This is a genomic window from Cellulomonas fimi, assembly GCF_028527925.1.
GTDB classification, from domain to species: domain Bacteria; phylum Actinomycetota; class Actinomycetes; order Actinomycetales; family Cellulomonadaceae; genus Cellulomonas; species Cellulomonas fimi_C.
Map to the genome: position 1 here is coordinate 30,091 of NZ_JAPESW010000024.1, position 22,539 is coordinate 52,629.

The window sequence follows — 22,539 nt, forward strand, 5'->3', positions numbered from 1 at the left end:
ACGTGGACGCCCGCGGCGACCTCGACGAGCGGGCGCGGGCGGGTCGTCAGTGCGCCTTCGCCGCGAGGGCCGCGGCGCCGACGATCCCGGCGGCGTTGCGCAGCTCGGCGGGAATGATCCGGGTGCGGATGTCCAGCAGCGGAAGGAACTGCTCGTGGTGCTTGCTGACGCCGCCGCCGACGACGATGAGGTCGGGCCAGAACAGGTTCTCGACGACCGTGAAGTAGCGCTGGAGGCGCTGCGACCAGGCCGCCCAGTCGAGGTTCTCGCGGTCGCGCGCGGAGTCGGCGGCGCGGGACTCGGCGTCGAAGCCGTCGATCTCGAGGTGCCCGAGCTCGGTGTTGGGGACGAGGCGGCCGTCGACGATGAGCGCGGACCCGATGCCGGTGCCGAGCGTCACGACGAGCACGACGCCGTCGACGTCCTTCGCGGCGCCGTACTTCACCTCGGCGAACCCGGCGGCGTCGGCGTCGTTGACGGCGACGACCTTGCGGCCGGTCGCCGCGCCGACGGCGGTCTCGACGTTGGTGCCGATCCAGGACTTGTCGACGTTCGCGGCGGACTGCGCGACGCCGTGCAGGATCACGGCCGGGAACGTGACGCCGATCGGGACGTCCTTGTCGAGGTCGAACTTCGCGACGACCTCGGCCACGGTCTGCGACACGGCGTCCGGCGTCGCGGGGAGCGGGGTCGGGATGCGGACGCGGTCGGACGCGAACTCGCCGGCGTGCAGGTCGACGGGTGCGCCCTTGATGCCGCTGCCGCCGATGTCGATGCCGAACGCGACGTCGTGCTTCTTCTTGCCGTGCTTGTCGTGGTGGCTCATGGCAGTGTCAGGATCTCCGCTCCGGTGTCGGTGACCAGCAGGGTGTGCTCGAACTGCGCGCTGCGACGGCCGTCGGCCGTCACGACGGTCCAGTCGTCGTCCCACATGACCCAGTCGGGCGTGCCGAGGTTGAGCATGGGCTCGATCGTGAACACCATGCCGGGCTCGATGACGGTGTCGTAGAGCGGCGCAGCGTCGTAGTGCGGGATGACGAGGCCGGTGTGGAAGGCGGGCCCGACGCCGTGGCCGGTGTAGTCGCGCACGACGCCGTACCCGAACCGGGCGGCGTACTTCTCGATGACGCGGCCGATCACGTTGACCTCGCGGCCCGGCTTCACCGCCTTGATCGCCCGGTCGAGCGCCTCGCGCGTCCGCTCGACGAGCAGGCGCGACTCCTCGTCGACGTCGCCCGCGAGGAACGTCGCGTTGTTGTCGCCGTGCACGCCGCCGATGTACGCGGTGACGTCGATGTTCACGAGGTCGCCGTCCTCGACGACGGTCGAGTCGGGGATGCCGTGGCAGATGACCTCGTTGAGCGACGTGCACAGCGACTTCGGGAAGCCGCGGTAGCCGAGCGTCGACGGGTAGGCGCCGTGGTCGAGCAGGAACTCGTGGCCGATCGCGTCGAGCGCGTCGGTCGTGACACCCGGTTCGACGTGCCGGCCGACCTCCGCGAGCGCCTGCGCCGCGATGCGCGCCGCGACGCGGACCCGCTCGATCGTGTCGTCGTCGAGGACGTTGCTGCCGCGCCACGGCGTGGGGCCGGGCTTGCCGACGTACTCGGGGCGGGCGATGGTCGAGGGGACGGCGCGGCGAGGGCTCACCGTGCCCGGGACCAGGGCGGATCGTGGCGCGTGCACGGGCGGCATACCTGGCAGTCTACGGACAGCACGCCGGGGCGGCCCGGCCGGGACGAGCCGTGAGCGGTGACGCGGAGGGAGCGGACGATGGCGACGCAGTACTGGTACAACACCGAGACCCACGCCGTGGAGGAGGGCCGCCAGAGCGACTGGAGCAAGCTCATGGGCCCCTACGCGACGCGCGAGGAGGCCGAGCACGCGCTCGAGCGGGCGCGGCAGCGGACCGAGAGCTGGGACGAGGAGGACCGCCGCAGCCGCTGACGGCTGCGGCCCGGAACCCGCCGGGCGAGGCGCGCCGCGGTCGGGCTCACCGCGGGACGAGCCGCGCGACGACCGGGCGGTGGTCGCTGCCGCCCGTCTCGGGCAGGACGTCGAACGACGCGACGCGCCAGCGGCGTCCGTCGACGAGCACGTGGTCGATCGGCGCGGCGAGCAGCGTCGGCACCCCGGCCGGCCAGGTGCCCCGCGCACCCGCACCAACGGCGCGCGCCGCGTCGACGCACGGCCCGAGCGCTCGCAGCCCGGGGTGGTCGAGCGTCGCGTTGAGGTCGCCCGCGACGATCGCGCCCGGTGTCGCGGCGCACTCCTGCGCGACGAGGGCGGTCTCCTGGCGCCACGTCGGCATCGCCGACCGCTGGATCGGCGCCATGGGATGGGCGGCGACGAGCACGGGCCCGTCGCCGACGGCCTCGGCGCGGAGCGAGCCGAGCCGGGTGGGGAGCGCGTCGGCGTCGGCGTAGCGGCCGACGTCGGGAAGACGAGGAGCGCCGTCCCGGCGATCGTGCGCACGTCGCCGGGGGCGGTGAGCACCTGCATCGGCCGGCCGCGGTCGGCGAGCCCCGCGGCGACGGCGTGCGCCGTGGCCGCGGACGTCTCCGGGAGCACGACGACATCCGCGTCCTGGGCGTGCACGAGGTCGGCCAGGACCGCTGCGGGCACGACGTCGAGCGTGTTGAACGACAGGACGACGACCTCGCTGCCGGCGGCGGTGGCCGGGCCCTCCGCTGACGTGCCGGTCCCGGGCAGCGGGACCGAGCGCCACGCGAGCACGCCGGCCTGGCCGGCGCCGCCGACGGCGAGCACCACGACGAGCGGAAGCAGGCGCCGACGTGTCCACGGCACGGCTGCGAGGGGCAGGGCGACCGCGAGCGCCCCGATCCCGAGGACGGCGCGGAACGAGACCAGCTGCGCGACGCCGAACAGCCCGCCGCCGACGGGGACCAGGAGGACGACGAGCACGACCGCCGCGACCGCGGCGAGCGTCCAGCCCGCGACGCGCGCGGGCGTCACGCGTCGAACTGGTGCGCCGCGTCGGGGAACGTGCCGCCGCGGACCTCGTCGATGTACGACGCCGCGGCGGCCTTGAGCGCGGCGCCGACCTCGCCGAAGCGCTTGGCGAAGCGCGGCGACCAGTCCGTCATGCCGGCCATGTCGACCCACACGAGCACCTGGCCGTCGCACTGCGACCCGGCGCCGATGCCGATCGTCGGGACGGCGACGATCTCGGTGATGCGGGCCGCGAGGGGCGCCGGGACCATCTCGAGCACGATCGCGACCGCGCCCGCCTCCGTGATCGCGAGCGCGTCCTCCGACAGCCGCTCGGCCGCCACGTCGCCGCGGCCCTGCACGCGCGGGCCGCCGAACAGGTTCTCGGACTGCGGCGTGTAGCCGAGGTGCCCGACGACGGGGATGCCCGCGTCGGTGAGCGCGCGGATCTGCCGCGCGACGCGCTTGCCGCCCTCGAGCTTGACCGCGTCGACGCCGGTCTCCTTCATGAGCCGCACGCCGGTCGCGAGCGCCTGCTCGGGTCCGGCCTCGTACGAGCCGAATGGGAAGTCGACGACGACGAACGCGCGCTGCGCGGCCCGCGCGACGGCCCGCGCGGGCGGGATCAGGTCGTCGACCGTCACGGGAAGCGTCGTCGCGTGCCCGTGCATGGTGTTCCCGATGGAGTCGCCGACGAGCAGCATGTCGACGCCGGCCTCGTCGAAGATCCGCGCGGTCACCGCGTCGTAGGCGGTGAGCATGGACAGCCGCTCGCCGCGCTCCTTGGCCTGGCGCAGGTGGTGCACGCGCACGCGCTTCACGTTCTGGGTCATGGGTGCTCCTGGTTCCGGTCGGGTCGCGTCGAGCGCGGGGGCGGGGTGGGCGGTCAGGGCTCGCGCCACCGGGACGTCACGGGCAGGCGGCGGTCGCGCCCGAACGCGAGCGCGGTCACCTTGGGGCCGAGGGGGTACTGCCGGCGCTTCCACTCGGCGCGGTCGACGAGCGTGACGACCTTGTCGACGACGGCCGGGTCGAACCCGCGGGCGAGCAGCTCGGCGCGTCCTTCGGCGTGCTCGACGTACGCGTCGAGCACCTCGTCGAGCAGGTCGTAGGGCGGCAGCGAGTCCTGGTCGGTCTGGCCGGGCCGCAGCTCCGCCGACGGGGGCTTGGTGATCGACGACTCGGGGATCGGCGGGGTCTCGCCGCGCGCCGCGGCGTACGCGTTGCGCCAGCGGGCGAGCGCCCAGACGCGGGACTTGTCGACGTCCTTGAGCGGCGCGAACCCGCCGATGCTGCCCGCGTCGTAGATCGTCGCGTAGCCCGTCGCGAGCTCGGACTTGTTGCCGGGCGCGATGACGAGGTGCCCCTCGCGGTTGGAGATCGCCATGAGCAGCACGCCGCGCACGCGCGCCTGCAGGTTCTCCTCGGCGACGCCCACGAGCGCGAGGTGCTCCTGGAACGCGTCGACGACCGACGCGATCGGCTGCACGCGGTAGTCGGCGCCGATCCGACGCGCGAGGTCGGCCGCGTCGTCCTTGCTGTGCTCCGAGGAGAAGGACGACGGCATGGACACGCCGACGACGTGCTCGCCGCCGATCGCGTCCGCCGCGATCGCGGCGGTGAGCGCGGAGTCGATGCCCCCCGACACGCCGAGGACGACCGACCGGAACCCGTTCTTGCGCACGTAGCCGGCGAGGCCCGTGACGATCGCCCGGTAGACCTCCTCGTCGGCGTCGAGCGGCGCGGCGAGCGGGCCCGGCTCCGGCGCGGCACCGCGCTCGGGGAGGTCCCACACGAGCAGGTGCTCGACGAACTGCGGCGCGCTCGCGAGCACGGTCCCGTCGATGCCGACGACGAACGACCCGCCGTCGAACACGAGGTCGTCCTGGCCGCCGACGAGGTTGACGTACGCGACGGGCGCGTCGACCTCACGGGCGCGCCGGGCGGCCAGGTCCACGCGGACGTGCCCCTTGCCCTCCTCGTACGGCGAGCCGTTGAGGACGACCAGCAGGTCGACGTCGTTCTCGTCCATCTGCGCGACGGGCCCGCCGTCCTGCCAGATGTCCTCGCAGATGACGACGCCCACGCGCGCGTCCGCGACGTCGATCACGCACGTCTCGTCGCCGGGCGCGAAGATGCGGAACTCGTCGAAGACGCCGTAGTTCGGCAGGTGGTGCTTGTCGTAGCGGGTCTGCACCTTGCCGTGCCGCAGCAGCACCGCCTGGTTGGTGGGCAGCCCGCGGTCGTCCGGTGCGGAGGTGTCACCGGCGCCGTGCTCGCCGACGGTCCCGACGAGCACCGTGAGGTCGCCCAGCCCGGCGTCGACGAGGTCGGCGGCCGTCCGCTCGAGCGCGGCCTCGGCACCGCGGCGGAACGACGCCCGCAGCGCCAGGTCCTCGATCGGGTAGCCCGTGAGCGTCATCTCGGGGAAGACGACGAGGTCCGCACCGGCCTCGGCGGCCTTGCGCGCCCACGTCACGACCGCGGCGGCGTTGCCGTCGACGTCGCCGACGCAGGTGTCGATCTGGGCCAGGGCGATACGCGGCCTCGTCATGGCGTCGAGCCTAGTCACCGCCACGACGACCGCCCGCCACGTCGGCGTGGGGATGGCGGCCGGACGGCCCTCGCATCGGGCAGGATGTACGCCATGGACAGGCAGCAGGAGTTCGTGCTCCGCACGGTCGAGGAGCGGGACATCCGCTTCATCCGCCTCTGGTTCACCGACGTGCTCGGGATCCTCAAGTCCGTCGCGGTCGCGCCGGCCGAGCTCGAGAACGCGTTCTCCGAGGGGATCGGCTTCGACGGCAGCGCGATCGAGGGCCTCACGCGCGTCTACGAGGCGGACATGATCGCCCGCCCCGACCCGTCGACCTTCCAGGTGCTGCCCTGGCGCGGCGAGCGGCACGGCACCGCCCGCATGTTCTGCGACCTGCTGACGCCTGACGGGGCCCCGTCGCTCGCGGACTCGCGCCACGTGCTCAAGCGCGCGCTGTCCCGCGCGAGCGACCAGGGGTTCACCTTCTACACGCACCCCGAGGTCGAGTTCTACCTGTTCGAGGCCCCCGCGGACCCGAGCCAGACGCTGGTGCCGGTCGACCAGGGCGGCTACTTCGACCACGTGCCGCGCGGCACCGCGCACGACTTCCGCCGCGCCGCGATCACGATGCTCGAGTCCATGGGCATCTCGGTCGAGTTCTCGCACCACGAGGCCGGACCGGGCCAGAACGAGATCGACCTGCGCTACGCCGACGCGCTGACGACGGCGGACAACATCATGACGTTCCGCACGGTCGTCAAGGAGGTCGCGCTCGAGCAGGGCGTGTTCGCGTCCTTCATGCCGAAGCCGCTCGCGGACCAGCCCGGCTCGGGCATGCACACGCACCTGTCGCTGTTCGAGGGCGACCGCAACGCGTTCCACGAGCCGGGCGGCCACCTCGAGCTGTCGAAGACGGCGCGCTCGTTCATCGCGGGCCTGCTCACGCACGCCGCCGAGATCACCGCGGTGACGAACCAGTTCGTCAACTCGTACAAGCGCCTGTGGGGTGGTGCCGAGGCGCCGAGCTACGTGTGCTGGGGCCACAACAACCGCTCCGCGCTCGTGCGCGTGCCGCTCTACAAGCCCGGCAAGGGGAACTCGAGCCGCATCGAGTACCGCTCGGTCGACTCCGCGACCAACCCCTACCTGGCGTTCGCGGTCATCCTCGCCGCCGGCCTCAAGGGCATCGAGGAGGGGTACGAGCTGCCGGAGGGCGCCGAGGACGACGTGTGGGAGCTCACCGACGCCGAGCGTCGTGCGCTCGGCATCGACCCGCTGCCGCAGTCGCTCGACGCGGCGATCGCCGTGATGGAGAAGTCGGAGCTCGTCGCCGAGACGCTCGGCGAGCACGTCTTCGACTACTTCCTGCGCAACAAGCGTCAGGAGTGGGAGGAGTACCGCGCCCAGGTGACGCCGTACGAGCTGCGGCGGTTCCTGCCGGTCCTGTGACCGGGCACGTGACGGTGCGCACGACGGGTCGCGCGACGACGCGTACGGGCGGACGGGGGCGGTCGTGACGGTCGACGGCCGGGGCGGCAGCCTCGCGGGGCGGCTCACGCGGGCGGGCGTCTCCGACGTCGCGCGTGCGCAGCGGCTCCTCGACGACGCCGCGCTGCAGGAGGTCGTGCCGGGCGCGGCCGACGTCCTGGCGGGGGAGCTGCGCGAGCTCGCCGACCCGGACCAGGCCCTGCTCACGCTCGCCAAGCTCGCGGGTGCCGTCCGCGGTGACGCGGAGCTCGGCGGTCTGCTGCGCGACGTCGTGCTCGACGACGGCCCCGCGCGCGACCGCCTGCTCGGGGTCGCGGGCGCGTCCGTGGCGCTGGGCGACACGCTCGTCGCGCACCCCGAGAACCTGCGCGTGCTCGTCGACGAGGAGCCCGCGCTGGGCGTGCCCGTCGGAGCGGTGCGCGCCGAGCTGCTGCGCGCGGTCGGCGCCGACCCCGACGCGGCCGTCCCGGTCGCGCGCGTACCCGGCGGGACCGACGCGCTGCGGCGCGCCTACCGGACCCGGCTGCTGCGGATCGCCGCCGCCGACGTCACCGCCACCGACCCGCTGTCCCGGCTGCCGGGCGTCGCGGCGGCGCTCGCGGACCTCGCGGCGGCGGCGCTCGAGGGCGCGCTCGCGGTGGCGCGCGCCGAGCTCGACGACCACGGCGCGGGCGTCCGGCTCGCCGTGATCGGCATGGGCAAGACGGGCGGGCGAGAGCTCAACTACGTGAGCGACGTCGACGTCATCTACGTGGCCGAGCCCGTCGACGGCGTCGACGAGGCCGACGCGCTCGCGGCCGGCGCCCGACTGGCCGCCGGTCTCGCGCGCGTGTGCTCGACGGCCTCGGGCGAGCCCGCGCTCTGGCCGGTCGACGCCGCGCTGCGTCCCGAGGGCAAGGACGGGCCGCTCGTCCGGACGGTCGCGAGCCACCGTGCGTACTACGAGCGGTGGGCCAAGACGTGGGAGTTCCAGGCGCTGCTCAAGGCGCGTCCGCTCGCGGGTGATCCCGAGCTCGGCCGCGAGTACGCGGCGATGGTGCAGCCCTTCGTCTGGGCCGCCGTGCAGCGCGAGAACTTCGTCGAGGACGCGCAGGCCATGCGCCGTCGCGTCGAGCAGCACGTGCCCGCCGCGGAGGCGGACCGGCAGCTCAAGCTCGGCGTCGGGGGTCTGCGCGACGTCGAGTTCACCGTCCAGCTCTTGCAGCTCGTGCACGGGCGCGCCGACGACTCGATCCGCAGCCCCAGCACGCTCACGGCGCTCGCGGCGCTCGCGGCGGGCGGGTACGTCGGTCGCGAGCACGCCGCGCGCCTCGCGGTCTGCTATCGGTGGCTGCGGCTCGTCGAGCACCGCATCCAGATGCACCGGTTGAGCCGGACCCACCTGCTGCCGACGGCCGACGCCGACCTGCAGCGGCTCGCGCGGTCCGTCGGGCTGCGGGCGGAGGGTGCGCAGGGTCTGCTCGAGCGGTGGCGCTCGGTGCGGCGCGACGTGCGGCACCTGCACGAGGAGCTGTTCTACCGCCCGCTGCTGCCCGCGACGGCGCAGCTGTCGACCGAGGAGGCGAGCCTCGCCCCCGACGCGGCCCGCGCGCGGCTCGCGGCGATCGGCTACCGCGACCCGGCCGGCGCGCTGCGCCACATCGCGGCGCTCACCGAGGGCGTGTCGCGGCGCGCGTCGATCCAGCGTCAGCTGCTGCCCGTCATGCTCGGCTGGTTCGCGGACGGCGCCGACCCGGACGGCGGCCTGCTCGCGTTCCGCCGGCTCTCCGACGACCTGGGCACGACGCACTGGTACCTCAAGCTCCTGCGCGACTCGGGCACGGTGGCGCAGCGCCTCGCGCACGTCCTGTCGACGTCCCGCTACGTCGCGGACGCCCTGTCCCGGTCCCCGGAGTCGGTGACGTGGCTGGCCGACGACGCCGAGCTCGAGCCGCGCACGGCCGAGCGGCTCGCGGCCGAGGCGGACGCGGTGCTGACGCGCGCGGACGAGCCGGTGCCCGCGGTCCTCGCGCTGCGCGGGCTGCGGCGCCGGGAGCTCGCGCGCACCGCGGCCGCCGACGTGCTCGACGTCGTCACGAGCGTGCGTGCGTCGCAGAGCCTGACCCGCGCGGCGGACATGGTGCTGTCGGGGACGCTGCGCGTCGCCGAGTGGGAGGCCCGCGTCGCGCTCGGGGTCGACGAGAACCCGACCCGGATGCTCGTGGTGGCGATGGGCCGGCTCGGCGGCGGCGAGATGGGGTACTCGTCGGACGCGGACGTGCTGTTCGTGCACGACCCGCTGCCCGGCGCCGACCCGGCCGTCGCGCAGGAGTTCGCGCTGTCCGTGGCGACGCAGCTCCGGTCGCTGCTCGGCTCGGTGGGGCCCGAGCCGACGCTCGCGGTCGACGCTGACCTGCGCCCCGAGGGCCGCAACGGCCCGCTCGTCCGGTCGTTCGACGCCTACGCGGAGTACTACAGCCGCTGGTCGTCGCCGTGGGAGAGCCAGGCGCTGCTGCGCGCACGGCCCGTCGCGGGCGACACCGAGCTGGGGGAGCGGTTCGTCGCGCTCGTCGCGCCGCTGCGCTACCCCGCGGGCGGCCTGGACGCCGCGACGGTGCGCGAGGTCCGGCGGATCAAGGCCCGCGTCGAGGCCGAGCGCCTCCCACGCGGCGTCGACCCGGCCCGGCACCTCAAGCTCGGGCGCGGCGGCATCGCCGACGTCGAGTGGACCGCGCAGCTCCTGCAGCTCCAGCACGCCCACGAGGTGCCCGGCCTGCGCACCACGTCGACGCTCGACGCACTGGCTGCGGCGCGCGACGCCGGCCTGATCGCGGAGGACGACACGCGCGTGCTGGTCGAGGCGTGGGAGCTCGCGTCGCGCCTGCGGGACGCGAACGTGCTGTGGACCGGCCGTGCCGAAGGTGCGCACGCGGACGTCCTGCCGCACGACCGGCAGGCGCTCGGCGGGGTCGCACGCGTCGCCGGGTACCCGGCAGGCGGGGGAGCGGACCTCGAGGAGGACTACCTCCGGACGGCCCGACGGGCGCGGGCCGTCGTCGAGCGGGTCTTCTACGGCTGACGCGGGCGCGTCTACGGCTGGCGCGCCGCGGTCCCGTCGGCGTCGGTAGCCCCGGCGTCGGGCGGCGCGACCTTCGGCGTGACCGACGCGGGTGACTCCTCGTCGACGTCGTGCCAGCCCCGCGCGCGCAGCGCCTGCGCGTCCTCCTCGAGGATCGCGGCGTCGACGAGCTCGTGCCGGCGGATGTAGGTCGACGACACCGCCTGGATGGTCGCGGCGACGGGCAGCGCGAGGAACGCGCCGATGGGGCCGAACACCGCGCCGAACGCGATGACGGCGAGGAACGACACCGCGGGGTTGAGCTCGAGCGACCGCGCGGACACCTTGGGGGAGAAGATCAGGTTCTCGACCTGCTGGTAGGCGATGATGAACGCGAGCACGGCGACGCCCTTGATGGGGTCGACCGCGAGCGCGACGGCCACGGGCAGCGCACCGCCGATGTAGGTGCCGACGGTCGGGACGAACTGCGAGACGACGCCGGTGAACGCGGCGAGCGGCAGCGAGTACGGGATGCCGAGGATCGCCAGGAAGATCCACGTGAACACCGTGCAGAGCGCAGCCAGGACGATCCGCGAGTTGATGAAGTCGGCGACCTTCTCCTGAGAGACCTCCCACAGCCGCAGCACCTCGCGCTGGCGTTTCGGCGCGAACAACCGCAGGACGGCGGCGCGGAACTTCGGGCCGGCGCTCGCCATGTAGTAGACGACGAGCAGGATCGACGTGAGCGTGAACAGACCGCCGACGATCGACGCGCCGACCCCGATGAGGCCGGGCGCGAACGACTGCCAGTTGTGGCCGACGTTGGCGATCACCTCGTCGGACTCGGGCAGCTCGACGCCGAAGGACGTGCCGAGCCACTCCTTGAGCTGCTCGTAGTAGGCCGGCAGCGACTCGACGAGCTCGACGACCTGTGCGACGAACAACCCGCCGAACAGTGCGGCGATCACGAGGATGACGAGGATCCCGCCCACCATGACGATGCCGGTGGCGCGCGTGCGCCGGACGCGGTGCGCGACGAGCCAGCGGATGAGCGGCTCCATCGCCAGGGACACGAACCACGAGATCACGACGATCGTGATGACGGACCCCAGCAGCGAGAGCGCGCGCCACGTGAACAGGCCGAGGAACACGGCGACCGCCGCCATGAGCAGCGCGCGGGGGAGCCACGCGGGCGGCTGGCGCGGGTCGCGAGCGGCGGTGTCGTGAGCGGGGACGGGCGGTCTGGGCATCGGGTCCCTCCGGGGACGACGTGCACGGGACGTGCGGCCGACGGTCGCGCGGGAGCGCTCGGGGGGCACCGTACCGCGCCAGGGGTCGCGCGCTGACCTGCGACGCTGCCATGCTCGGGACCAGCGGGACGAATCGGGCATGTCGAGGAGGGGCGATGGCCGGTCAGGATGTGCCGCGCGAGGTCGCGGACGGCAACGTCACCGACGAGCTCACGGCGTTGCGCGCGCGGCTCGCCGCCCTCGAGGAGGAGAACGCGCGCCTCCGGGCCGCCCCGCCGTCGTACCCGCCGGACGCGCCCGTCCCTCCCTCGGCCGCGCCACGGCAGCGCAGGCCCGGCCGTGTCACCGCGGCGGTGGTGCTGGTGGTCGTCGCCGCGCTGCTCGCCCCTGTTGCGGTCGTGGCGTCATGGGCCCGCGGGCTCGTCACCGACACCGACCGCTATCTCGCGACCGTCGGGCCGCTCGTCGACGAGCCGCAGATCCAGCAGGCCGTGACGAACCGGGTCACGGGTGCGATCGTCGACGCGATCGATCTCGACCGCCTCGCCGCCGACGCGACGGCGGCGGTGTCCGAGCTCGGGCTCCCGCCGCGGCTGGCGACCGCGGTCGACTCGCTGCAGGGGCCGCTGGTGAACGCGGCGACGAACTTCGTGCACCAGGCCGTCGAGCGGCTCGTCACGTCGGACGCGTTCGACGCCGCCTGGACGGAGGCGAACCGGACCGCGCACGAGCAGCTGGTCGCCGTGATGCGGGGCGACCCCGACGCGATCGCGTCGATCAACGCGGAGGGCACGCTCACGGTCGACCTCACGACGGTGATCGAGGCCGTGAAGTCGGCGCTGTCCGAGCGCGGCTTCACGATCGTCGACCGGCTCCCGACGATCAACGCGAGCTTCCCGCTCGTGCAGAGCGCCGACCTGGTGCGCCTGCAGGACGCGTACGGGTGGCTCGACGTGCTCGGCACGTGGCTGCCGTGGATCGTCGTGCTGCTGCTCGCCGGTGGCGTGCTGCTCGCCCGGGACAAGTCGCGGGCGCTCGTCGTCGCGGGCCTGACGCTCGCAGGGGCGATGCTGATCCTGGGCGTCGCGCTGACGGTCGGGCGCTCCGTGTACGCGAACGCCCTGCCGCCCGAGGTGCAACGTCCCGACGCCGCCGTCGTGGTCTACGACCAGGTGGTGTCGCTGCTGCGGGTCGCGCTGCGGTCGGGGCTCGCCCTCGGCCTCCTCGTGGCGGTCGTGGCGTTCGCGTCGGGCCGCAGCGCAGCGGCGGTCGGCCTGCGGTCGTCGTGGACGCGGTCCGTCGCGTGGCTCCGCGGCGCGGGGGAGCGCCGTGGCGTGACCACGGGCCCGGTCGGGGTGTGGCTGGACGAGCAGCGCACGTTCGTGCGCGTCGTCATCGCGTCGGGCGCGGCGCTCGCGATCGCGCTCGGCATGCCCCTGACCCCGGGGTACGTCGTGGGCGTCGGGATCGTGGCCGTGGTCCTGCTCGCGCTGACGACGATCCTGGCCCGTCCCCGGCCCCCGGAGGAGGCGCCGGCGACCGGCGTGTGACGAGCGCGACGTCCGGCTCGTCCGCTGCCGAGCCTTTCGTCCCATGAATCCGGCAAGCGCTGTCCGTAGGCTGGGAGCGTTCCCATCTGCGAAGGGCCCCGCCATGAACCTCACCTTCCTCGCCGCCGTCGGCGCCGGCCTCACGGGCCACCCCACCGCCGGTCTCGTCGCGCTCCAGGCCGCGACCCACGGCGACCTCACCGCCGAGCGCCGCATCCACACGTCGCGCCGCGGCCTGCCGTGGCGCCGTCGCGGGGCCGCGGCCGCACCGGCACCGACCACGACCCTCGTGACGCTCGCCCCGCTCCCGTCGGCCGCCGTCAACCGGCCTGTCCGCGAGAACGACGTCGTGCCTACGACGGTCGTCACGTCCGCCGGAGCCGGCTCCCGCTGACGCCGTCCGCCGCCGGCACGCCGCAGGGCGCGTGTCGCCCGGCGTGGCGCGCGCCCACGGCCGCTCGCCGCGCGGGAGGGCGTCCGAGCCGGTAGGAACGGTCACCATGACCGTCGTCGGCTTCCACCACTCGCACGAGCAGATCCACCCGCGCGCGCTGCTCGAGGCCGCCCGGCACGCCCAGGACGTCGGCTTCGACGCGGGCATGTGCTCCGACCACTGGGCGCCCTGGAGCGCCACGCAGGGCCACTCCGGCTATGCGTGGACGTGGCTTGGCGCAGCCCTCGCGACGACCGACCTCCCGTTCGGCGTCGTCAACGCGCCCGGCCAGCGGTACCACCCGGCCGTGATCGCGCAGGCGGTGGCGACGCTCGGGGCGATGTTCCCGGGCCGCTTCTGGGTCGCGCTGGGCTCGGGCGAGAACGTCAACGAGCACATCACGGGCGACCGCTGGCCCTCGAAGGCCGAGCGCGACGCGCGGCTGCGCGAGTGCGTGGACGTGATCCGCGCGCTGCTCGACGGCGAGGAGGTCTCGCACGACGGCCTCGTCCGCGTCGACCGCGCCCGCCTGTGGACGCTCCCCGCGGAGCGCCCGCTGCTGATCGGCCCCGCCGTCACGCCCACGACCGCCGCCCGGCACGCGGACTGGGCCGACGGTCTCGTCACCGTCAACCAGGACCCGGCGGTGCTGCGCGAGGTCGTCGACGCCTACCGCTCCGCGGGCGGCCGTGGCACGGTCGCGCTCCAGGTGCACGTCGCGTGGGCGCCCGACGAGGGCGCCGCGTTCGCGCTCGCGCGCGAGCAGTGGACCGCCAACGTCGTCGGGCCGCCCGTCGCATGGGACCTCGACACCCCGGAGTCGTTCGACGCGCTCGTCCCGAACCTCACCGACGACCTGGTCCGGCGCTCGGTGCTCGTCGAGCACGACCACGCGCGCCTGCGGGACCGCATCACTGCGCTCGTGGGGATCGGCTTCGACGCCGTCTACCTGCACCAGGTCGCGACCGACGAGACCGCCCGCCGCGACAAGCACCCCGCCGCCGAGCCCACGAGCACCCCGGCGGCGTACAACCTGCGCGCCTTCCTCGACATGGCGGGCGAGCACCTCGTCCCGCAGCTGCGTGAGGTGACCGCATGAGGATCCGCGACACCGGCGACCTGTGGTGGAAGAACGCGGTCGTGTACTGCCTCGACGTCGAGACGTACATGGACTGGAACGACGACGGCGTGGGCGACCTGCCGGGCCTCGTGCAGCGCATCGACCACCTCGCCGACCTCGGCGTGACGTGCCTGTGGCTCATGCCCTTCTACCCGACGGCCGATCGCGACGACGGCTACGACATCGTCGACTTCTTCGGCGTCGACCCGCGGCTGGGTGACGCCGGCGACCTGATCGAGCTCATCCGCACGGCGCGCGACCGCGGCATCCGCGTCATCGCCGACCTCGTCGTCAACCACACGAGCGACCGGCACCCGTGGTTCCGCTCGGCGCGCAGCAGCGTCGACTCGCCGTTCCGCGACTTCTACGTGTGGAGCGCGACGAAGCCGCCGGACACGTCCGACCAGGTCGTCTTCCCGGACCAGGAGACGGGCATCTGGACGCTCGACGAGAAGACGGGTGAGTACTACCGGCACCGCTTCTACCGCCACCAGCCGGACCTCAACACCGCGAACCCGCGGGTCCGTGACGCGATCGCGAAGGTCGTGGGGTACTGGGCCGAGGTCGGCCTGTCGGGGTTCCGCGTCGACGCCGTGCCGTTCTTCCTGGCCGACGCCGCCAAGGGCAAGGGTGACGACATCGAGCGCCCGCACGACTTCCTCAAGTCGCTGCGCGCGTTCCTCACGCGCCGCACGGGCGACGCGATCCTCATGGGTGAGGTCAACCTGCCGTACGAGGAGCAGCGGCACTTCTTCGGCGACGACGACGGCGACGGGCTCGCCGACGGTGACGAGCTCACGCTCCAGTTCGACTTCGTCCTCATGCAGCAGCTCTACCTCGCGCTCGCGCGCCGCGACGCCGGACCGGTCGCGACCACGCTGGCCTCGCGACCGCCGATCCCGCGCGACGCCCAGTGGGCGACGTTCGTGCGCAACCACGACGAGCTGACCCTCGACAAGCTCTCCGACGACGAGCGCGCCGAGGTGTTCGAGGCGTTCGGCCCCGACCCCGACATGCAGCTGTACGGCCGCGGCCTGCGCCGCCGGCTGCCCACGATGCTCGACGGCGACCCCCGGCGTGTGCGGATGGTCTACTCGCTGCTGTTCTCGCTGCCCGGGACGCCCGTGCTGTTCTACGGCGAGGAGATCGGCATGGGGGAGAACCTGGCCGCCGAGGGCCGGATGGCGGTCCGCACGCCGATGCAGTGGACGTCCGAGCGCAACGGCGGATTCTCGCGCGCGCGCGCGTCGCGGCTCAGCGGGCCGGTCGTCGAGGGCGGGTACGGGCCCGAGCACGTCAACGTCGCCGACCAGCGGCGCGACCCCGACTCGCTGCTCACGTTCGTCCAGACGCTCGTGCGCCGCTACCGCGAGAGCCCCGAGCTCGGCTGGGCGACCGACGTCGAGATCCTCGACCCGCCGCACGCCGCCGTCCTCGCGCACCGCAGCACGTGGCAGGACGGCTCGACCGTCGCGCTGCACAACCTGGGCGACGAGGCCGTCGAGGTCCCGCTCGACCTGCCCGACTGCGTCGCGGACGACGACGGGGGCGCGGGCGTGCGGCTCGTCGACCTGCTGCACGCCCAGGAGTGGACGTGCGACGAGCGCGGCCGGGTCACCGTGCCGCTCGACGCGTACGGGTACCGGTGGCTGCGCGTGGTGCGGGAGGACAGCCGCCGCCTGCTGTGAGGGTGGCGGCGGTCAGCCCTCGACGCCGGTCGCCTCGTGCGACGCGCCGACGGGTTTCGACTCGGGCGACCCACGCTCGCGCAGGTAGATCGACAGCACGACCATGGAGAGCACCGCGAGGAACTCGGACTGCCAGTTCTGCATCGTCCGGTTCCAGAAGTCGGGCAGCGTGAGGTACTCGGACCACGTGACGGGGTCGAGGTGGTCGCGCAGCTGCTCCTCGGAGTACGCGACGCTGCCCGCGAGCGACTGCGCGTACCAGCTCAGCAGGAAGATCGAGCCCATCACGAGCCCGAGCGAGTGCGAGTAGACCGACAGGCGCCAGCCGCGCACGCGCGCCCACGCCGGGGAGTCCGCGCGCGCGTGCGCGGCGACGCGCTGCTCCTCGTCGCTCTCCCGGCCGACCTCCTCGGGCTTCTTCGACTCCGGCGACCCGCGCTGCACGAGCCAGACCGTCGCCAGGATGTAGAGCAGGAACTGCAGGAACTCCGACTGCCAGTTCTCGGTGATGTCGACGGCGAACTGCGACGACGTGAGGTACCGCCCGAACGTGACCGCGTCGAGCCCGTCGGCGCGCTGCTCCTCGTTGTAGAGCGCCACGCCGCTCAGCGCCTGCCCGACGACCGCCGCGACGAAGATCAGCGCGAAGAAGAGGCTCAGCGAGCTGTCCCGCAGCGTGCGTCGCGCGCTCATCGGTTCACCATCGCGAGCACGATGCAATAGGCGAGCCCGGCGTAGATCCCCGCCAGGGTCACGACGAACACCACGCGGCGGGCCATCACGCCTCCAGCGCGCAGTCGTAGGGACGCGGCGGCTGCGGGTCGCAGGCCGCGGCGGTCACCACCCACCCGTCGCCGGACGCCGCGAGGAACACCGTGTCGTCCGGCGTGCGCGCCTGCGCCTGACCGCCCGCGCGGCGCACCGTGACCTCGCCGTCCGACGCGCGCGACGCGAGCTCGGACCCGAGGTCGCCCGACGTCAGCGCGTCGGCGCAGGCCTCGCCCTCCTCGTCCTCGACGGCGTCGACGACCGCGGGGGCGAGCAGGGCGCAGGCGGCCTCGCCGTCACCCGCCTCGATCGCCGCGTAGAACTCGCTCGCGGCGTCGGCGACCTCGTCCCGCACCTGTGCGGGCGAGGAGCACGCCGCCGCGGCGACGACCACGAGCGCGAGCAGCGCACTCGCGGGACCACGTCTGGTGAGCATGGACAGATGCTCGCCTCCGACGAGCGGTTCGGCACGTCAGGACGCTGCCGGCGCTCACCACCGGACGTCCAGGTCGTCGCACGACGCGGGCGGCCACGAGGTCGGCACCGCGTGCGAGGCCCCGACGTCGGCCGCCCGGGCGCGGCCCAGGTTCCACCCGAAGCCGCCCTCGGCGTCGCGCACCGCCATCCCGTCGAGCACGCACGACCGCAACGGCTCGTCGAGCGCGTCGACGGCCGGGACCGCGTCCGCCGAGAGCCCCTGCAGGTAGCGCACGTCGAGGGGGACGTCGAGGTCCGCGCTCGTGTTGTGCCGCACGACGAGCGCGTCGGGGTCGACGGCCGCGAGGACGAGCAGCGCCGCCCCGACGACCCCCAGCGCGGCCGACGGGAGCCACCCGGCCCGCCACCGGACGCCGGCCACGAGCACGAGCAGCAGCACGACGCCCATGACGCCCTCCGCGAGCGCGACCCACAGCCGCAGGCGCGTGAGCCCGAACGCCTCGACGTACAGGTCCATCCGGAGCAGCGCCGACGCCACGACGCCGAGCGTGCCGACGCCGAGCACCCCGAGCGCCACGCGGACCGCCCCCCGCTCGCGCGACGTGGAGCGCGGCGCGTGTCGCGCCGCGACGGCGACGACGACGAGCGTGAGCGCCGTCGCCGCGACGAGCTGCGCGAACCCCTGGCGCGCGTACTGCGCGTACGTCAGGCCGGCGGTCTCGAGCACGTGCCGGTGCCCGCCGGCGAGGGCGGTCGCCTGCACCGTCACGAACGCGACGACCAGGACGTCGAGCGCGACGACCGGGATCGCCCACTCGGTGAGCGCCGCCGGACGTCCGGACCCGGTGCGCAGCGTCGACCACGCCGGCGGATGCGTCGCGAGCTGGGCGTTCGTCGCCACCGCGACCGCCACCAGGATCACCACGACCACCTGGCCGGGCAGGTGCCCGAGGTCGAACCGGGGGAGCAGGCTCGCGAACACCCGGTCGGCGCTCGCGAACAGCGCACCGAACGTCACGACGACGACCGCCGCGAGCGCCACGGCACGACCGACGCGGAGCGCCTGCCTGCGCCGCGCCCCGATCGTGGCGCCCACCCCGTGGCGCAGCCAGGGCAGCGCACGCGCCACCCCGACGCCCCAGCTCAGCGGCGCCGCGACGACGGCTAGGGTCGCGCGCGCCCCTGTCAGCGCGGCCGCGGCGGTCCACGTCGCGGTCAGGAGGCAGAGCGCGACCACCCACGGTGCGTCCCGGACCGCGACGACCGCGACGAGCGCGACCGACACGAGCGCGAGCGCGGCGTCCGTCACCGAGCGTCGCCGCACGAGCACGGGCGCGACCGCGGCTCCGACCAGGACGCCGGCCAGCGCCACGCCGAGCCCGGGCTGATGACCGACGACCATGACGGCGGAGGCGGCGCCGACACCGGTCGCGAGCGCCAGCGTCGGAAGCGGAGCGGCACCGCGGCCGTCCCACCGGAACGCGGCGACCGCCCGCCCGAACGGGCCGGGCGGCGGGGGCGGCCCGAGCAGCGGGCCCAGGGGGACCGGGCGGGCGTGCGGGGGGACCGCAGCGGGAGTCTGGGAGGCGGCTGTGCCGGTCATGTGCGTCACGCTAGGACCGGGACCCGTCCGCGCGGACGCCGTCGGGGCGGAGGGGTCGTGCACGTCCCGTGCGAGGCTGTGGAGGTTCCCACCTGCGCCTTCACCGCGACCCGCGTGGCGCACCCGGGCGGTGGCGGGTCGGCCCGACCTCTCCCGGCGCGCGAGCACGACGCCTGCGCACTACCCTCGACCGGTGGGACGGCGGCACACCGTCCGCCGGAGCGGGTTGGGAAGTCAGCTCGGAGCACTTGTCGGCGGCCGCTGCGGCCGCATGGAGGCGCCGTGCACAGCCAGGCAGAGGCTCAGGTCGGCCAGTACCGGTTCTCCTCCGGCGACGACCGGTGGCGATGGTCCGACGAGATGTTCGAGATCCACGGCATGGAGGCGGGCGAGGTCGTGCCCACCCGCGACCTGTTCCTGCGCCACGTCCACGCCGACCACCGCGACCGCGTGGCCGCCGCTCTCGAGGCGTGCGAGCGCGACGGGACCCCCGTCGGCGAGCACTACGTCCTCGTCGACCTCGCGGGCACCGAGCGCGCGGTCACCCTCAGCGGCGGACGCGACGGGTCCGCCGTCAGCGGCTTCCTCGTCGACGTCAGCGCGAGCCAGCGCGCGACGGTCGCGAGCGCGGTCAACGCGCAGCTCAACCAGGCGCTCGAGTCCCACGCGGTCATCGACCAGGCCAAGGGCATCCTCATGCTCGTCTACGGCATCGACGGCGACGCGGCATTCGAGCTGCTGCGGTGGAGCTCGCAGCAGCGCAACGTGCGGCTCCTCGCGCTGGCCGAGCGGCTCGTCGCCGCGGTCGAGGGGGCCGGCGGGCTCGCGCCCACGTCGCGCGCGCGGCTCGACGAGCTGTTCTTCCAGTCGCTCGGCGGAGAGAGCTCCCCGACCCCCGCGGCGCACCCCAGCAACGGCCTCACGGTCTCCTCCCGCGTCGTCGGCGGCGTGCCCGTCGTGGCCGCCCGCGGACCCGTCGACCTCGCGACGGCGGGCGTCCTGTCCGCCGCGATCGCGGCCGCGTCCGGCGCGGCCCGGAACGCAGGGCGGCTCGTGGTCGACCTCCGCGAGGCGACGCACGTCGGCTCGGCCGGCGTGTCGGTCCTGGCGTCGCTCGACCGTCGCGCCCGCACGCAGGGGACGACCCTGCGCGTGCTCGTCGGGCCGGACAGCTCGCTGCTCCTCGCGTCCGGGCACGGGCTCGAGGTCGCCGTCGTCGACCCCGCCGGTGCCGTCGGCGCGCTCAGCTGACCGACCCGACCGGGGTCGTCGCCGCGCCGCGCCGCGCCGCCGACCGGTGCGGTCGCCGCGCCGACGCGACCGATCGGTGCGGGGAGCCGATCGGTGCGACCCTGGGTCCATGACGGACCCCTCGCGGCCCCCGCTCGCCGTCGAGGCCACGCTCCAGGCGTTCGACGGGATGCCCGTCGCGGTCGCGGCGATCCGCGAGGACGGCGTGGTCGTGGCCGCCAACCGCACCGCGCGGGACTTCGGTGTCGGGCAGGTCCTCGGACGACCGGCTGTTGAGACCCTCACGGACGTCGTCGGCCGGCGCATGATGCCGCGGCTCGAGCAGGCGCTGCGCACGCGCCGCGGGCTCGCGCCCGAGGAGGTGCTGCTGGAGGTCGGGGACCAGCACCGTGACGTCTGGGTGCGGCTCTCCCTCGCGCCCTGGCTCGACGACGACGGCGAGTACCAGGGCATGATCGTGATGGCCGAGGACGTGAGCGCCGCCGTCGAGCAGCGGCTGGCCGAGGAAGCGCGCGTCGCGGGCGTCGAGGAGAGCTACGAGGTCGCGCGCGACGTCATCATCGCCCTGCAGGGTGCTCTTCTGCCGTCGTCGGTGCCGATCCTGCCGCGGGTCGACGTCGCGGCGACCTATCTCGTCGCCGGGCGCGAGCAGGCTGCGGGAGGGGACTGGTTCGACGCGGCGGTCACCCCCGACGGGCGCGTCTCGCTCACCGTGGGCGACGTCGTGGGCCACGGTGTCGCGGCGTCCGCGGCCATGAGCCAGATGCGCGCGATCCTGGCGTCGCGCCTGCTCGACGGGGCTGCCGTCGTCGACGCGCTCGCGTCACTGGACCGGTACGCGCGCGTCGCCACCAGCGCGTTCGCGACGTCGGTGTGCGTCGTGCTGCTCGACCCGAAGACCGGCGCCCTCGAGTACGCGACGCGGGGGCACCCTGCTCCGCTGGTCGTGGGTCCGACGCGCTCGCGCTGGCTGCCCACCACGGGCGGCGGGCCGCTCGGCATCGACGGCGGGAGCGAGGTCCGGACCGCCCGGCTCGCCGAGGACGAGGCGCTGCTGCTGTTCACCGACGGTCTCGTCGAGCTCGTCGGCCGGCCTCTCGACGAGCGCATGCAGCAGGTCGTCGACGCCGCCGAGCACGCCGTCCGCGGGGCCGTCATCGGCCGCTACGCCGGGCGGACCGTCGCCGAGCGGCTCTGCCTGCACGTGCCCTGGGCGCTCGACGAGGGCTTCGTGGACGACGTCACGGTCCTCGCGGTCGCGCGGCGGGCCGCCCCGCCGGACCTCGCGCTCGACGTGCCGGCCGACGCCGCGAGGCTCGCCGACGTGCGTGGCGAGGTGGACGCGTGGGCGCGGACCGTCGGGCTGGAGCCGCGCGAGCGCGCCGCGCTCGTGCTGGCCGCGAGCGAGGCCGCCGCGAACAGCATCGAGCACGCGTACGCCGGGACGACCGGAGGGCGGATCCGTGTCGACGCGCGGCTGCGCCGCACCACCGTCACCCTCGGCGTCTCGGACGACGGCGCGTGGCAGGCGCCCGCTCCCGACCCCGGCGACCGTGGCCGCGGGCTGAGCATGGTCACGTCGAGCGGTGTGCGGCTGTCGGTGGACACGGGGGAGACCGGGACGCGGGTCGAGTTCGAGCTCGATGCGCGCCGGCGTGCCCCCGTCGGGTCGCCCGTGATCGGACCCACCGCCGTCCTGACGGGCGGTCCGCAGATCGACGTCCAGGACGACGGGGTGATCCGGGTGGGCGGTGTGCTCGACACCGAGGCGGCCGCTGCACTCGTCGACGCGGAGGTCCGGTCGCGGTCTCGCGGCGGCGTCGTCCCCGTGACCGTCGAGATCGCGCCGACCACGTTCCTGGGCAGCGCGGCGGTCCGGGCGATCGAGCGCTACGTGCGCGGTGCCGACCCTGGCGCGCCGCACGTCGAGGTCGTGGTGCACGGTGGCAGCGCCGCGGCGCAGACGCTCGCCGTCGTCGGCACGCCCGTCACCACCCGGTGAGGCGGTGGCTCAGTCGTTGAGCCACCGGATGACGACCTGGCCGAACGTCGACACGACGGCCAGCTGCGACGTCGCACGGCAGCTCTCGCACGTGACCGTGTGGTTGGTCCACGACACGTTCGGGTCCGTGTCCGTCGACGTGACGGCGATCGACGGGGAGCTGCAGCGGGGGCAGCGCAGGCGCGCCTGCTCGTCGATGACGGGTGTCGCGCCCGGCATCGTCGCCGGTGATGAGTGGCTCACGGGGTCCTCCGGTGGTGCATGGTGCGGGGACGTGCACCTCTCAGAAAACCACGACATCCGGCGATCCGCGGAATTCGTCCGGTCCCCGACCGCCTCGCGACCGCCCGATCGCCGGGATCTGCGTGCTCGGCGGCGCGGTGGTCGCGCGTGCGCCGGCGGTCAGGTCCCGACCCGAGGGTG

The 22,539-nt window shown here is 74.5% G+C and carries 19 protein-coding genes; 9 read left to right on the top strand and 10 right to left on the bottom strand.

Features of this window, described 5'->3' with window-relative positions:
• Positions 1 to 46: 46 nt before the first annotated feature.
• Positions 47 to 826: a polyphosphate--glucose phosphotransferase gene (gene ppgK, locus OMK64_RS12500; RefSeq protein ID WP_272728703.1), complete on the bottom strand. Its 780-nt coding sequence runs from the start codon at positions 824 to 826 to the stop codon at positions 47 to 49.
• Entirely contained in the window at positions 823 to 1,695 is an 873-nt protein-coding gene (gene map / locus OMK64_RS12505) for a type I methionyl aminopeptidase (protein WP_272728704.1), read from the bottom strand. The genes ppgK and map overlap by 4 nt, the downstream gene beginning before the upstream one ends.
• A gap of 78 nt (positions 1,696 to 1,773) precedes the next feature.
• On the opposite strand from map, the gene OMK64_RS12510 reads away from it, so the two are divergent.
• On the top strand, positions 1,774 to 1,947 hold the full coding sequence (locus OMK64_RS12510; RefSeq protein ID WP_272728705.1) for an SPOR domain-containing protein: 174 nt from the start codon (positions 1,774 to 1,776) through the stop codon (positions 1,945 to 1,947).
• Between the two features lie 46 nt (positions 1,948 to 1,993).
• Here the strand turns inward: OMK64_RS12510 and OMK64_RS12515 are convergent, their stop codons facing one another.
• From OMK64_RS12515 to OMK64_RS12525, 3 genes are all read right to left on the bottom strand, one after another.
• A complete protein-coding gene (locus OMK64_RS12515; RefSeq protein ID WP_272728706.1) occupies positions 1,994 to 2,356 on the bottom strand; it encodes an endonuclease/exonuclease/phosphatase family protein in 363 nt (120 codons plus the stop codon).
• 616 nt (positions 2,357 to 2,972) lie between these two features.
• Positions 2,973 to 3,785 (bottom strand): 3-methyl-2-oxobutanoate hydroxymethyltransferase, encoded by an 813-nt coding sequence (panB, locus tag OMK64_RS12520; RefSeq protein ID WP_272728707.1) that lies wholly within the window; start codon positions 3,783 to 3,785, stop codon positions 2,973 to 2,975.
• Positions 3,786 to 3,838: 53 nt separating this feature from the next.
• Positions 3,839 to 5,506, bottom strand: a complete 1,668-nt coding sequence (locus tag OMK64_RS12525) for an NAD+ synthase (RefSeq protein ID WP_272728708.1) — start codon at positions 5,504 to 5,506, stop codon at positions 3,839 to 3,841.
• Between the two features lie 93 nt (positions 5,507 to 5,599).
• Here OMK64_RS12525 and OMK64_RS12530 point away from each other — a divergent pair, with 93 nt between their 5' ends.
• Both OMK64_RS12530 and OMK64_RS12535 read left to right on the top strand, forming a co-directional pair.
• Positions 5,600 to 6,937 carry a glutamine synthetase family protein gene (locus tag OMK64_RS12530; protein ID WP_272728709.1) on the top strand — a complete coding sequence of 446 codons (1,338 nt, stop codon included), beginning with the start codon at positions 5,600 to 5,602 and terminating at the stop codon, positions 6,935 to 6,937.
• Between the two features lie 64 nt (positions 6,938 to 7,001).
• Positions 7,002 to 10,034, top strand: coding sequence for a bifunctional [glutamine synthetase] adenylyltransferase/[glutamine synthetase]-adenylyl-L-tyrosine phosphorylase (locus OMK64_RS12535; protein WP_272728710.1), 3,033 nt, complete (start codon positions 7,002 to 7,004; stop codon positions 10,032 to 10,034).
• 11 nt (positions 10,035 to 10,045) lie between these two features.
• Here OMK64_RS12535 and OMK64_RS12540 read toward each other — a convergent pair whose 3' ends face one another.
• Entirely contained in the window at positions 10,046 to 11,263 is a 1,218-nt protein-coding gene (locus tag OMK64_RS12540) for an AI-2E family transporter (protein ID WP_272728711.1), read from the bottom strand.
• A gap of 155 nt (positions 11,264 to 11,418) precedes the next feature.
• On the opposite strand from OMK64_RS12540, the gene OMK64_RS12545 reads away from it, so the two are divergent.
• The 4 genes from OMK64_RS12545 to OMK64_RS12560 all read left to right on the top strand — a co-directional run bounded on the left by OMK64_RS12545 (position 11,419) and on the right by OMK64_RS12560 (position 16,054).
• The gene (locus OMK64_RS12545) at positions 11,419 to 12,813 is read left to right on the top strand and encodes a hypothetical protein (RefSeq protein WP_272728712.1); all 1,395 of its coding nucleotides are present in this window, start codon (positions 11,419 to 11,421) and stop codon (positions 12,811 to 12,813) included.
• A gap of 103 nt (positions 12,814 to 12,916) precedes the next feature.
• A complete protein-coding gene (locus OMK64_RS12550) occupies positions 12,917 to 13,207 on the top strand; it encodes a hypothetical protein (RefSeq protein WP_272728713.1) in 291 nt (96 codons plus the stop codon).
• A 106-nt stretch (positions 13,208 to 13,313) separates the two neighbouring features.
• Positions 13,314 to 14,345, top strand: a complete 1,032-nt coding sequence (locus OMK64_RS12555) for a TIGR03885 family FMN-dependent LLM class oxidoreductase (RefSeq protein WP_272728714.1) — start codon at positions 13,314 to 13,316, stop codon at positions 14,343 to 14,345.
• Positions 14,342 to 16,054, top strand: coding sequence for an alpha-amylase family protein (locus tag OMK64_RS12560; RefSeq protein WP_272728715.1), 1,713 nt, complete (start codon positions 14,342 to 14,344; stop codon positions 16,052 to 16,054). Before OMK64_RS12555 ends, OMK64_RS12560 begins: the two co-directional genes overlap by 4 nt.
• Positions 16,055 to 16,066: 12 nt before the next feature.
• Here OMK64_RS12560 and OMK64_RS12565 read toward each other — a convergent pair whose 3' ends face one another.
• The 3 genes from OMK64_RS12565 to OMK64_RS12575 all read right to left on the bottom strand — a co-directional run bounded on the left by OMK64_RS12565 (position 16,067) and on the right by OMK64_RS12575 (position 18,863).
• The gene (locus OMK64_RS12565; RefSeq protein ID WP_272728716.1) at positions 16,067 to 16,747 is read right to left on the bottom strand and encodes a DUF6766 family protein; all 681 of its coding nucleotides are present in this window, start codon (positions 16,745 to 16,747) and stop codon (positions 16,067 to 16,069) included.
• An 85-nt stretch (positions 16,748 to 16,832) separates the two neighbouring features.
• Positions 16,833 to 17,258: a hypothetical protein gene (locus OMK64_RS12570; RefSeq protein ID WP_272728717.1), complete on the bottom strand. Its 426-nt coding sequence runs from the start codon at positions 17,256 to 17,258 to the stop codon at positions 16,833 to 16,835.
• Positions 17,259 to 17,312: 54 nt separating this feature from the next.
• Positions 17,313 to 18,863, bottom strand: a complete 1,551-nt coding sequence (locus OMK64_RS12575; protein WP_272728718.1) for a DUF4153 domain-containing protein — start codon at positions 18,861 to 18,863, stop codon at positions 17,313 to 17,315.
• A 282-nt stretch (positions 18,864 to 19,145) separates the two neighbouring features.
• Here OMK64_RS12575 and OMK64_RS12580 point away from each other — a divergent pair, with 282 nt between their 5' ends.
• The gene (locus OMK64_RS12580) at positions 19,146 to 20,114 is read left to right on the top strand and encodes an ANTAR domain-containing protein (protein ID WP_272728719.1); all 969 of its coding nucleotides are present in this window, start codon (positions 19,146 to 19,148) and stop codon (positions 20,112 to 20,114) included.
• 109 nt (positions 20,115 to 20,223) lie between these two features.
• Positions 20,224 to 22,116, top strand: coding sequence for an ATP-binding SpoIIE family protein phosphatase (locus OMK64_RS12585; RefSeq protein ID WP_272728720.1), 1,893 nt, complete (start codon positions 20,224 to 20,226; stop codon positions 22,114 to 22,116).
• A 9-nt stretch (positions 22,117 to 22,125) separates the two neighbouring features.
• Here the strand turns inward: OMK64_RS12585 and OMK64_RS12590 are convergent, their stop codons facing one another.
• Positions 22,126 to 22,359, bottom strand: coding sequence for a hypothetical protein (locus OMK64_RS12590; RefSeq protein ID WP_272728721.1), 234 nt, complete (start codon positions 22,357 to 22,359; stop codon positions 22,126 to 22,128).
• Between the last annotated feature and the right edge of the window lie 180 nt (positions 22,360 to 22,539).